Source organism: Rhodoferax sp., from assembly GCF_034520025.1.
Lineage (GTDB): Bacteria > Pseudomonadota > Gammaproteobacteria > Burkholderiales > Burkholderiaceae_C > Allorhodoferax.
In genome coordinates, this window is the sequence record NZ_JAXHNZ010000002.1 from 362,887 (window position 1) to 375,366 (window position 12,480).

The 12,480-nt window shown below is 59.3% G+C and carries 9 protein-coding genes and 1 pseudogene; 5 read left to right on the forward strand and 5 right to left on the reverse strand.

Annotated features, from left to right (window positions below):
- Window positions 1-65: 65 nt before the first annotated feature.
- The 5 genes and pseudogenes from U5L73_RS09970 to U5L73_RS09990 form a co-directional block, all read right to left on the reverse strand.
- On the reverse strand, window positions 66-773 hold the full coding sequence (locus U5L73_RS09970; protein ID WP_322562215.1) for a VOC family protein: 708 nt from the start codon (window positions 771-773) through the stop codon (window positions 66-68).
- A 36-nt stretch (window positions 774-809) separates the two neighbouring features.
- Window positions 810-1,631, reverse strand: a complete 822-nt coding sequence (locus U5L73_RS09975; protein WP_322563488.1) for an aldehyde dehydrogenase family protein — start codon at window positions 1,629-1,631, stop codon at window positions 810-812.
- Window positions 1,531-2,247, reverse strand: a complete 717-nt coding sequence (locus tag U5L73_RS09980; protein ID WP_322562216.1) for an aldehyde dehydrogenase family protein — start codon at window positions 2,245-2,247, stop codon at window positions 1,531-1,533. The genes U5L73_RS09975 and U5L73_RS09980 overlap by 101 nt, the downstream gene beginning before the upstream one ends.
- 147 nt (window positions 2,248-2,394) lie before the next feature.
- Window positions 2,395-3,049, reverse strand: a pseudogene (alkB, locus tag U5L73_RS09985) (DNA oxidative demethylase AlkB).
- A gap of 42 nt (window positions 3,050-3,091) precedes the next feature.
- Window positions 3,092-3,628, reverse strand: a complete 537-nt coding sequence (locus tag U5L73_RS09990) for a C40 family peptidase (RefSeq protein WP_322562217.1) — start codon at window positions 3,626-3,628, stop codon at window positions 3,092-3,094.
- 168 nt (window positions 3,629-3,796) lie between these two features.
- Between U5L73_RS09990 and U5L73_RS09995 the strand changes: the two genes are divergently transcribed.
- The 5 genes from U5L73_RS09995 to lpdA all read left to right on the forward strand — a co-directional run bounded on the left by U5L73_RS09995 (window position 3,797) and on the right by lpdA (window position 12,417).
- Window positions 3,797-4,405, forward strand: a complete 609-nt coding sequence (locus U5L73_RS09995) for an isochorismatase family protein (RefSeq protein ID WP_322562218.1) — start codon at window positions 3,797-3,799, stop codon at window positions 4,403-4,405.
- Between the two features lie 172 nt (window positions 4,406-4,577).
- Window positions 4,578-6,470: a propionate--CoA ligase gene (locus U5L73_RS10000; RefSeq protein WP_322562219.1), complete on the forward strand. Its 1,893-nt coding sequence runs from the start codon at window positions 4,578-4,580 to the stop codon at window positions 6,468-6,470.
- A gap of 207 nt (window positions 6,471-6,677) precedes the next feature.
- Window positions 6,678-9,572, forward strand: coding sequence for a 2-oxoglutarate dehydrogenase E1 component (locus U5L73_RS10005; RefSeq protein WP_322562220.1), 2,895 nt, complete (start codon window positions 6,678-6,680; stop codon window positions 9,570-9,572).
- 46 nt (window positions 9,573-9,618) lie between these two features.
- Window positions 9,619-10,869 carry a 2-oxoglutarate dehydrogenase complex dihydrolipoyllysine-residue succinyltransferase gene (gene odhB, locus U5L73_RS10010; protein ID WP_322562221.1) on the forward strand — a complete coding sequence of 417 codons (1,251 nt, stop codon included), beginning with the start codon at window positions 9,619-9,621 and terminating at the stop codon, window positions 10,867-10,869.
- 120 nt (window positions 10,870-10,989) lie between these two features.
- Complete coding sequence (gene lpdA, locus U5L73_RS10015; RefSeq protein WP_322562222.1) at window positions 10,990-12,417, forward strand: dihydrolipoyl dehydrogenase; 1,428 nt, start codon at window positions 10,990-10,992, stop codon at window positions 12,415-12,417.
- Window positions 12,418-12,480 lie beyond the last annotated feature (63 nt).

Genomic DNA, 12,480 nt, shown 5'->3' on the forward strand with positions numbered 1-12,480 from the left:
AGCGCTCGTGGAATTTGCGCAAGCAGCTATCAAAAGAAGAGCAAATCTTTGTCGGCACCCAGAGGCTAAATGCCCATGCTGTGCAGCGTGACCAGACCCTTGGGCGTCTTGAGGGTGGCGCTCAGGTTGGCCGGGCCCTCCGTAATGGCTACGCCTTCCAGACCTATGGCTGCATAAGCCGCTTGCAGTTTGGCCGCACTCGGGTGGCTTACCGCAATGCTGTCCAGGCTCACGCGGCTGCGCGGCAGGCTGTTGCGCGGGTGCAGGCGCAGGGGCTCGGCGTCGTCCGGTTTACCCCATTGGATGAGCGTGGGCAGGCAGCCTTCAAACAGGCGGTAGCCGTCTTCACGCACCGTGATTTGCCAGTGGAGCACGCCTTTGCGCGAGTGGCGGCTGGCCGGCATGGCCGGGCCACGCTCAATTCCCAGGCCCTTGAGTGCGATGCGGGCGGGCAGCATCTCATCCGTGCCGGCCACAAAGTGCACCAAGCGCGGCTCTTTGGCGACTGCCGCACGCAGCTCGGGGTTGTCCAGGTCAAACCAGCGTTTGGCGTTCGGGTTGGCGGGGCCTTTGGCGCCGGGGTTGATGGCAATGATCTCGAAATACGCCAGCGGGTGGGCCGGTGTGGCGATCTTGAAGAGCTTGTTGTGGGTGCCGAACTGGCTGTGTTCGCCGCCGGCTTCCGGGGTGATGCCGAGGGTAGCTTCGCACCACTGCAAACCTTGCTCCAAGGTGTGGGCTGCAACGACGAGGTGGTCTATCTGTGTTTTCATCGCCGCACGATACCACCCCGGCGCTGTTGCAAGCGTCTAGCGCCCTACCCATTTCACCAGCAGGTTCATGATGCGCGCGCGCCCGGCCGTATAGGGCGGGAAAAACATGCGGATGCTGGGCAGCCAGCCGCCCTTGAGCACCGCGCGCTCGTGCGAGAAAGCCTTGAAGCCGTAAATGCCGTGCGAGCTGCCGATGCCGGAGTTGTTGACCCCGCCGAAGGGCAGGTTGCCATGGGCCACATGCAGCACGCAGTGGTTGACGCAAGCCCCGCCAGAGCTGGTGTTCGTGAGCACTTTGTCGATATTGGTCTGGCTGTTGCTCCAGATGTAGAGGGCCAGCGGCTTTTGGTCTGCGTTGATAGCTTCAATCACCTGTTGCAGGTCGGTGTAGGGCAGGATGGGCAGCACCGGGCCGAAGATTTCTTCTTGCATCAAGGTGGAGTCCATGGGCACGTTGTCGACCAAGGTGGGGGCAATGTAGTTGCCGGCTGTGTCCACCTCGCCGCCGCTCAACACCCGTGCGCCGCGCGAAGTGGCGTCTTTCAGCAGGCCTTCGATGCGCTGGGTGTGGCGCTGGTTGATGATGTGGGTGAAGTCGGCGTTGCTGCGCTGGCTTTGGGCGCTGTCGCCATAGCGCGCCTTGATGACGGCCTGGCAGGCGGCCACAAACGCGTCGCGCACGGCGGCGTGCACATACAGGTAATCGGGTGCCACACAGGTCTGACCGGCGTTGACAAACTTGCCCCACATGATGGTTTCAGCCGCCTTTTGAAGGTCGGCCGTCTCGTCCACGATGGTGGGGGACTTGCCGCCCAGCTCCAGGGTGACGCTGGTCAGGTGTTTGGCCGCTGCCGCCATGACTACTTTGCCCACGGCCGGGTGAGCCGGTAAAGAAGATGTGGTCAAACGGCATGGCAAGCAGGGCTTGCGAGGTGGCCAGTGCCCCTTCAAACAAAGCCACTTCATGCGCCGGGAAGGCCTTGGTCACGATGCTGGCCAGCACCTGGGCCACGCGCGGCGCCATTTCTGAGGGCTTGAGGATGGCAGTGTTTCCCGCCGCCAAGGCGGAGACCAGCGGGCTGAGCATCAAGTAGAGCGGGTAGTTCCAGGGCGCGATGACCAGGCAGCGGCCACGGGGCTGGTACTGCACATGGGCACTGTTGCCCATGGTGAGCTCGGTGGCGCGGATGCGGGTAGGGCGCATCCAGCCCTTGAGGCATTTGATGTTGTGGCGGATTTCGTCCAAGCTGGGCACGATTTCGGTGCCATCGACTTCAAAGCGGGGCTTGTGAAAGTCGGCGGCAAAGGCTTCGTAAAGTGCCTCTTTGTGCGCCATCAGGCTGATGCGCAGCCGCTCCAGGCGTTCAATACGCTCGGCCGCGGTGGACTGGCGCCAGGCCAGCGCAGTGGCCCGCTGCGCCTCGAAGGTGGTTTGCATCAGTTGCGGGTTGGCGTCTTGATTGGCTTGGCTCATACGGTGGCTCCTGACAATAGAGGTGGGCGTAGCGCTCATTCTGTGGCGCCGCGCTTTGGCAGCAGGCATTGTGGGGGCAAGTGCGGGGGCCTGCTGTCGCTGGGGTGCAGTTTTGAGCCGCGACTCCAAACCAGATGGGGGTTGACCCTAGGCCGCTTGGCGAAACGTCAGGTTGATGCGGCAAGCGCCCGTCAAAGGGTGGTTGCCATGCGGCACAGCGCGCACTCCGTGGTAGCGCAGCCGGGCAGGGCCACCCCACACCAGCACATCACCGTGGTGCAACAGCACGGTTTGCACCGGCTCCCCCCGCTCCAGCCCGCCCAACTCGAACACGGCCGGAAGACCCAGCGACACCGACACGATAGGCGCCCCGTAGTCGACTTCGTTTTTGTCCTGGTGCAGGTTCATGCGGGCGCCGGGCGCATAGCGGTTGATCAAACATGCATCTGGCTCAAAGCCGGGGTAGCCAGCAAGCGCTGCCATGTGGTTTGCCAAGGTTTTGAAGGCTGGCGGGATGGCCGGCCAAGGAGCGCCAGTGAGCGGGTCAAGCCGCTGATAACGATAGCCTGCTGCATCGCTCACCCATCCCCAGGGTCCGCAATTGCTCATGGCTACCGACATGCGAAGCCCGCCCGGCGTGCTGAGGTGTCGCCACAGGACTGATCTGGGTGATGCGTTGTACCTCCGCCCACAGCGCAGGAGCGTCCGCAACGGCCATGCCGGCCAAGGCGTAAGCGCCAGGGCAGAGCATGTGGGGCGGTGCAGGGGTGGGCGACGAGTCGCCAAAGAGATCGAGGTTCACAGTGAACCCAGCCAAAGTGCGCCGTTGCGGCGACTTGGCGTTTCAGGGCTGCTGTTCGGTGTTGACCCGACGGGCGCCGTCAAAGCGCTTGGCCCAATAGCTGATACCCATGTCTTCCACCCGCACTTCAGCGCCTGGCTTGGGGGCGTGGATGAATTTGCCGTTGCCGACATAAATGCCGACGTGGCTAAAGGTACGGCGCATGGTGTTGAAGAACACCAAATCGCCGGGTTGCAACTCGTGTTTGTCAATTTTTTGAGTGGCCGCCGCTTGCTCGGAAGCCTGGCGCGGCAATAACAGTCCGGCAGTTTGCTGGTAGATGGCGCGCACAAAGCCACTGCAATCAAAACCGATGTCGGCCTCGGTGCCGCCGCGTTTGTAGGGCACACCCAGAAACGCCATGGAGTTCGTGACCAATTCGGTAGCGCGGTTACCAACTTTGTTGCCGACATCACCAATCCGGGACAGCAAGCCGCGCTCCGCCAACAAGCGGGACATGTCATCGCTGGGGGCGGGGGATTGTTGGGCGTGGGCGACGCTCAAAGTAAGCATCAGGGCACAGGCAAGGAAAAAACGCATCGCCGCACTCTAGTGGGGGAGGGCCAGTGTGTCAAGCGGTCTGATACATTTGATTTCACCTCTAACGCATTGATTCGCTTGGATATTCTGTGTGAGGCGGGATAACCGGGAGGCCCTGAGCGCTCGGGAGGTTATGCTCGCGCTACGTTTTTTGAGAAGGATTTCGCTATGTTGATGGATGTCGACACAAGCCAGTTGGTGCTGGTGGACTACCAGGCGCGCTTGATGCCCGCCATGTTTGAATCTGAATTGGTGCTGGGCAATGCGGTGCGCTTGGCCAAGCTGGCGGCGTTAATGGAAGTGCCTGCTTTCTACACAGAGCAAAACCCGAGCGGCCTGGGTCATACGGTGCCGGATTTGGCGGCTGCGCTGGCCGAAGCGCGTGCCAAGGTGCTGAACAAAATGCAGTTCAGCGCGATTGAAGAAGGCTTGGGCGAATGGTTGCGCCCACCGGCCAAGCCGGTGCAGGGCAATGCCCGTAGCTTGCCCAAGCATTTGCAGAAGCCTGCGGCTTCTGAGCGCGGTGCCATTGTGATCGCCGGTTGTGAAGCCCATGTGTGTTTGCTGCAAACAGCACTAGACCTTCTAGAAGACGAGTTTGAGGTGTGGGTGGTGACCGATGCTTGCAGCTCGCGCACCGAGCGTAATCGTGACGCCGCCTTTGACCGGCTGGCTGGTGCCGGTGCCGAATTGGTAACCACCGAGATGGTGGTCTTTGAATGGATTCGCTCTGCGGAGCACCCGGTTTTTAAAGAGGCGCAAGCGCTGATCAAGTAAGCCCGACGCATTTACGGGTGGCTCTATTCAAAAAGCGGCAGTCTTAAGAGACCGCCGCTTTTTTTGTGAATTCGTGATGGGCGTAGATCAGGATGCGTGAAAAGTCAGCTTGCAGCAAGTTGGCTCTCCATAATTATGAATTCAGTTTTATAGGTCCGACCGGAGACAAACAATGACAGGCTACGCCGATTTTTACCGCCGTTCCATCGATGACCGCGATGGCTTTTGGTCTGAACAGGCCGGGATGATCGACTGGCGCACCCAGCCCACCCAAGTGTGCGACTACAGCCGCCCCCCCTTCGCCAAATGGTTTGTCGGCGGGACCACCAATCTCTGCCACAACGCGGTCGACCGGCACTTGATAACCCGCCCGGACCAGCCCGCGTTGATTGCCGCCTCTACCGAAACCAATACCGAGCAGGTGTACTCGTTTGCGCAACTGCATGCGGAAGTGCAGCGCATGGCCGCCGCATTGCAAGCCTTGGGCGTCAAGCAGGGTGACCGGGTTCTGATCTACATGCCCATGATTGCCGAGGCATCGTTTGCCATGTTGGCGTGTGCCCGGATTGGTGCGATCCATACGGTGGTGTTTGGCGGCTTTGCTGCAGGCTCGCTTGCCTCTCGTATTGAAGACGCTTCACCGGTGGTGATCGTGAGTGCAGACGCCGGCTCACGCGGCGGCAAAGTAGTGGAGTACAAGCCCTTGTTGGATGAGGCGATTGCCACCTCCAGTCACAAGCCAGCCGCGGTACTGATGGTGGACCGCAAGTTGGCCCCGATGCAGCTGGTCGCCGGGCGGGATCACCTGTGGGCTGAGTTGCGCCAAGCCCACTTGGAAACCCAAGTTCCGTGTGTCTGGTTGGATTCAGCCCACCCCAGCTACACCTTGTATACCAGTGGCACCACCGGCAAACCCAAGGGGGTGCAGCGCGATACCGGAGGCTACGCAGTGGCCTTGGCGGCCAGCATGAAGTATATTTTTTGCGGCAACCCGGGGGAAACCTTCTTTTCCACCAGCGACATCGGTTGGGTGGTGGGGCACAGTTACATCATTTATGGCCCTTTGATCGCCGGCATGGCCACCATCATGTACGAAGGCCTGCCGACCCGGCCCGACGGCGGAGTGTGGTGGAGCCTGGTCGAGAAATACAAGGTGACCGTCATGTTCAGCGCGCCAACAGCGGTGCGGGTGCTCAAGAAACAAGACCCGGCGCTGTTGAGTAAATACGACCTGTCAAGCCTGCGGGCCTTGTTTTTGGCCGGGGAGCCGCTCGATGAGCCGACCGCCCAGTGGATCAGCCAGAGCTTGAGCAAGCCCATCATCGACAACTACTGGCAAACAGAGACCGGCTGGCCGATCCTGACGATTGCGAACGGGGTTGAAAAAGCACCGAGCAAGTTCGGCAGCCCGGGTGTCGCTATGTACGGCTACAACATCAAGTTAATCGATGAAAACACTTCGGAAGAGCTTACCGGTCCTGACCAAAAAGGTGTAGTGGCGATTGAAGGCCCCTTACCGCCAGGGTGTATGCAAACCGTGTGGCGTGACGACGAGCGTTTCGTGAAGACATACTGGAGCAGCATTCCCGGAAAGCAGCTCTACAGCACCTTCGACTGGGCTGTTCGCGACAAGGATGGCTACTTCTTTATTCTGGGGCGCACCGACGATGTGATCAACGTGGCGGGCCACCGTTTGGGCACCCGGGAGATTGAAGAAAGCATTTCCAGCCATCCCAATGTGTCTGAAGTTGCCGTGGTGGGGGTGGCAGACGCGCTCAAGGGGCAGGTGGCAGTGGCCTTTGTGGTGGTGAAAGATGCCAGTGGCTTAGGCGATGAGGCTGCCAAACTCAAGCTGGAAGGCGACATCATGAAAGTGGTCGACCAGTCGAATGGCGCCGTGGGGCGCCCGGCGCGGGTGCGGTTTGTCTCGGTTCTCCCCAAAACCCGAAGCGGCAAGTTGCTACGCCGCGCCATTCAGGCAGTGTGTGAGGGTCGCGACCCCGGTGACTTGACCACCATGGAAGACCCCGGCGCACTGCAGCAGATCCGCGAGCTGCTTGCATAAATCGGCATGAGGGTATGCGCGAAGCGCATACCCTCGCCAAGTCTTTACTATCCCTCAAAATCATTCAGTGGCACAATCCGCCCTGCAATGAAGGCCCTTCCCATGCCACAGTCGCATCCGCCAACCGGTTCAGCCGTGTCGCGGAAGGTTAATTAACCAGCTTTAACCAGCTTATGTTCCCTGAAGGGGAACGGAGGTCAGCGCAAGATGAGTGATTCAAACTCCAAAGGGGCGAACACGGGTTCCACCGTGTACCAAACCTATCAAAACAACACCTACCTGTTTGGTGGCAACGCTCCGTACGTCGAAGAGATGTACGAGAACTATCTGGCCAACCCCGGTAGCGTTCCCGACACATGGCGCGATTATTTCGATGCGCTGCAACACGTTCCCGCCTCTGACGGCAGCACCGCCAAAGACGTAGCCCACATGCCCGTGATCAACGCGTTTGTTGATCTGGCAAAAAAAGGCGTCAAACAGACCGTAGTTGCCACTGGTGCCGATTCCGAAATGGGCCGCAAGCGCACTGCTGTGCAGCAGTTGATTGCGGCCTACCGCAATGTCGGCGCACGTTGGGCTGATTTGGACCCTTTGAAGCGCATCGAGCGCGATGACATCCCCGAATTGGAGCCCTCGTTCTACGGCTTCAGCGATGCGGACCAGGAAACGGTCTTCAACATCAGCAACACATTCTTCGGCAAAGAATCCATGAGCCTGCGTGAGCTCATGAACGCTTTGCGTGAAACCTACTGCGGCACCATTGGCGTGGAGTACATGTACACCACCGACCAGAACCAGAAGCGCTGGTGGCAGCAAAAGCTGGAGGCAACCCGCAGCAAGCCCCAGTTCAACGCAGATAAGAAAAAGCACATCCTGGAGCGCCTGACTGCGGCTGAAGGCCTGGAGCGTTACTTGCATACCAAGTACGTAGGTCAGAAGCGCTTCTCCTTGGAAGGTGGCGAGAGCTTTATTGCCGCCATGGACGAGCTGATTCAGCAAGCCGGCGCCAAAGGTATCCAGGAAATCGTGATCGGCATGGCCCACCGCGGCCGCCTGAACGTGCTGGTCAACACCCTAGGCAAGATGCCTGCGGACCTGTTCGCTGAGTTTGACCACACCGCCCCTGAAGAACTGCCTGCTGGCGACGTGAAGTACCACCAGGGTTTCAGCTCGGACGTGTCCACTGCTGGTGGCCCCGTTCACCTGTCTCTGGCGTTCAACCCATCTCACTTGGAAATCGTGAACCCGGTGGTCGAAGGCTCTGTTCGCGCCCGTATGGACCGCCGTGATGACCCCAAGGGTTCCCAAGTGCTGCCCGTGCTGGTGCACGGCGATGCGGCCTTCGGCGGCCAAGGTGTCAACCAGGAAACATTGGCTTTGGCCCAGACCCGTGGTTACACCACTGGTGGTACGGTGCACCTGATCATTAACAACCAGATCGGTTTCACCACTTCTGACCCCCGCGACATGCGCTCCAGCGCGTTCTGCACTGACATTGTCAAGATGGTTGAATCGCCCGTGTTGCACGTGAATGGCGATGATCCGGAAGCCGTGGTGTTGGCGACCCAGTTGGCCTTGGAGTTCCGTATGGAGTTCGGTCAGGACGTGGTGGTGGACATCACTTGCTACCGCAAGCTCGGCCACAACGAGCAAGACACGCCTTCGCTCACACAGCCTTTGATGTACAAAAAGATAAGTGCCCACCCCGGCACCCGCAAGTTGTACGCAGACAAGCTGGCCGCTCAAGGTTTGGGTGCCGAGCTCGGTGACTCCATGGTCAAGGAATACCGCGCAGCTATGGATGCCGGCAAGCACACGGTTGACCCCGTACTGACGAACTTCAAGAGCAAGTACGCGGTGGACTGGTCTCCATTCCTCGGCAAAAAGTGGACGGATGCTGGCGACACAGCCATTCCGCTGACCGAGTGGAAGCGTTTGTCTGAAAAGCTGACCACCATTCCTGAGAGCGTCACACCTCACCAGCTGGTGAAAAAGGTTTACGACGATCGCGCAGCGATGGGCCGCGGCGAAATCAATGTGGACTGGGGCATGGGCGAGCACATGGCTTTCGCATCCTTGGTGGCCAGCGGCTACCCTGTGCGTTTGTCGGGTGAAGACTGCGGACGCGGTACCTTTACCCACCGCCACGCCGTGATTCACGACCAGAAGCGTGAGAAGTGGGATGCCGGCACCTATGTGCCTTTGCAAAACGTGGCCGACAAGCAGGCTCCGTTTGTCGTGATCGACTCCATCCTGTCCGAAGAAGCGGTGTTGGGCTTTGAGTACGGCTACGCATCCAACGACCCGAACACCTTGGTGATCTGGGAAGCCCAGTTCGGCGACTTCGCCAATGGCGCTCAGGTGGTAATCGACCAATTTATTGCGTCCGGCGAAGTGAAGTGGGGCCGTGTGAACGGCATCACTTTGATGCTGCCGCACGGCTACGAAGGCCAAGGCCCTGAGCACAGCTCAGCCCGCCTGGAGCGCTTCATGCAATTGGCGGCTGATACCAACATGCAGATCGTGCAGCCGACTACGGCCAGCCAGATCTTTCACGTGTTGCGTCGTCAGATGGTGCGTAACCTGCGCAAGCCATTGATCATCATGACGCCCAAGAGCTTGTTGCGTAACAAGGACGCGACATCTCCGCTGTCCGAGTTCACCAAGGGTGCGTTCCAGACCGTGATTCCCGAGAGCAAAGAGCTCAAGGGCGACAAGGTCAAGCGCGTGATTGCCTGCTCTGGCAAGGTGTACTACGACTTGGTCAAGAAGCGCGAAGAAAAGGGTGACACCGATGTCGCCATCATCCGCGTGGAACAGCTGTACCCATTCCCGCACAAGGCATTTGCGACCGAACTGAAAAAGTACCCCAACGCCACCGACGTGGTGTGGTGCCAGGACGAGCCGCAAAACCAGGGCGCGTGGTTCTTTGTGCAGCATTACATCCACGAAAACATGTTGGACGGCCAAAAGCTGGGCTACTCCGGCCGCGCTGCTTCTGCATCGCCGGCAGTGGGCTATTCCCACCTGCACCAAGAGCAACAAAAGGCTCTGGTCGAAGGCGCTTTCGGCAAGTTGAAGGGTTTTGTTCTGACCAAGTAAGTCAGCAGCTCTTCACACCTACAACACATTACGGAAAGAATTTGATATGGCAATCGTAGAAGTCAAAGTCCCACAGCTGTCTGAATCTGTGGCGGAAGCAACCTTGTTGCAGTGGAAGAAAAAGGTCGGTGACGCGGTCGCGGTCGATGAGATTCTGATCGAAGTGGAAACCGACAAAGTGGTGATGGAAGTCCCCGCACCCTCTGCCGGCGTGCTGGTCGAATTGGTCGTCGCCGACGGCGCTACCGTGGCTGCCGAGCAGCTGATCGCTCGCATTGACACTGCTGCAGTGGCCGGTGCTGTTGCACCCGCTGCGGCTCCTGCCGCTGCGCCCGCAGCTGCTGCTCCGGTGGCAGCCGCTGCTGCGGCGAACAACTCCAAGGCAGGCGTTGCGATGCCTGCTGCAGCCAAGTTGCTGGCCGACAACGGCATTGTGGCTTCCAGCGTTGAAGGTACAGGCAAAGACGGCCGCATCACCAAGGGTGACGTGTTGGCTGCTGCCGCTGCTCCTAAAGTGGTAGCGGCTGCCGTAATCCCCACGGGCGCTCCCACCAAATCTTTGCCTCAAGTGGCGGCCCCTTCTGTGAATCTGGGTGACCGTCCTGAACAGCGCGTGCCCATGAGCCGTTTGCGTGCGCGCGTGGCTGAGCGTTTGCTGCAGTCCCAGTCGACCAACGCCATCCTGACCACCTTCAACGAAATCAACATGGCTCCGGTCATGGACATGCGCAAGCGCATGCAAGAGCGTTTCGAGAAGGAACACGGCTGCAAGCTGGGCTTCATGAGCTTCTTTGTCAAGGCCGCTGTGCACGCCCTGAAGAAGTTCCCTGTGTTGAACGCATCTGTCGATGGCACCGATATCGTGTACCACGGCTACTTTGACATCGGTATCGCCGTGGGTTCCCCCCGCGGTTTGGTGGTGCCCATCCTGCGCAATGCAGACCAGATGAGCTTCGCCGATATCGAGAAGAAGATTGCTGAGTTCGGCCAGAAGGCCAAGGACGGCAAGCTGGGCATTGAAGAAATGACCGGCGGCACCTTCTCTATCTCCAACGGCGGCACTTTCGGTTCCATGATGTCTACCCCCATCATCAACCCGCCCCAGTCCGCCATTTTGGGTGTGCACGCAACCAAAGACCGCGCCATGGTCGAGAACGGCCAAGTGGTGGTTCGCCCGATGAACTACTTCGCCATGTCCTATGACCACCGCATCATCGACGGCCGTGAAGCCGTTCTTGGCCTGGTGGCCATGAAGGAAGCGCTGGAAGATCCTGCGCGCCTTTTGTTCGACATCTAATCATTCCCCGAGGTGACCCGGAGTTTGAGCCGCAGAGGGCTCTGCTCCGTGTCCCCCGCCCTGCGGGCTCCTCCTTTACCTACGCAGAACCCTCTGCGGCTCAGACTCCTAGGAATTTGTATGAGTAAACAATTTGACGTCATCGTCATTGGCGGCGGCCCTGGTGGCTACATTGCCGCTATCCGTGCAGCCCAACTGGGCTTCAATGTAGCCTGTATCGACGAGTGGAAGAATGCCGCTGGCGGCCCCGCTCCCGGCGGCACTTGCACCAACGTGGGTTGCATTCCTTCCAAGGCGCTGCTGCAATCTTCTGAGCACTTCAACCACGCCAACCACCACTTTGCCGAACACGGCATTACGGCCACCGGCGTGAGCATGGATGTGGCCAAGATGCTTGCCCGCAAAAACACCGTGGTTAAGCAAAACAACGACGGTATCTTGTACTTGTTTAAAAAGAACAAGATCGCGTTTTTCCACGGTCGTGGATCTTTCGTGAAGGCTGCTGAGGGCGGCTACGAGATCAAGGTGGCTGGCGCTGCCGAAGAAACCATCACCGGCAAGCAAATCATCATCGCGACTGGCTCCAATGCCCGCGCATTGCCCGGTACGCCATTTGATGAAGTCAATGTGTTGTCGAACGACGGCGCTCTGAACATCGGTGAAGTGCCCAAGAAGTTGGGCCTGATCGGCTCTGGCGTGATCGGTCTCGAAATGGGTTCCGTATGGAAGCGTTTGGGTTCCGAAGTGACTATTTTGGAAGGCCTGCCTACCTTCCTCGGTGCGGTGGATGAAGGCGTGGCGAAGGAAGCCTTCAAAGCTTTCACCAAGCAAGGGCTGAAGATTGAGCTGGGCGTGAAAGTCGGCGAGATCAAAAACGGCAAAAAGGGCGTGTCTGTTGCCTACACCAACGCCAAGGGCGAAGCCCAGACGCTAGAAGCCGACAAACTCATCATTTCCATCGGCCGCGTGCCCAACACCATCGGTCTGAACACCGAGGCAGTGGGCTTGGCGCTGGACGAGCGCGGCGCGATCGTGGTGGATGGCGACTGCAAAACCAATTTGCCCGGTGTTTGGGCGGTGGGCGACGTGGTGCGCGGCCCGATGTTGGCGCACAAGGCGGAAGAAGAGGGCGTTGCCGTGGCTGAGCGCATTGCCGGTCAGCACGGACACGTCAACTTCAACACGATCCCTTGGGTGATCTACACCAGCCCTGAAATCGCATGGGTCGGTCGCACGGAGCAACAGCTCAAGGCGGATGGCGTGGCTTACAAGGCCGGTCAGTTCCCGTTCCTTGCGAATGGCCGTGCACGTGCATTGGGCGACACCACCGGTTTCGTGAAGTTCTTGGCCGATGCCACGACCGACGAAATCCTGGGCGTTCATATCGTTGGACCACAAGCCTCCGAGTTGATTTCTGAAGCCGTGGTGGCCATGGAGTTCAAGGCAAGCGCGGAAGACATCGCACGCATCTGCCATGCGCACCCCTCCTTGAGTGAAGCCACCAAGGAAGCGGCGTTGGCCGTGGACAAGCGTACGCTGAACTTCTAATTGTTGTAAGCCAAATGAGCTGCTAGCGCACGTCAGATATGCGCTAGCAGCTTCTCTTTTTGT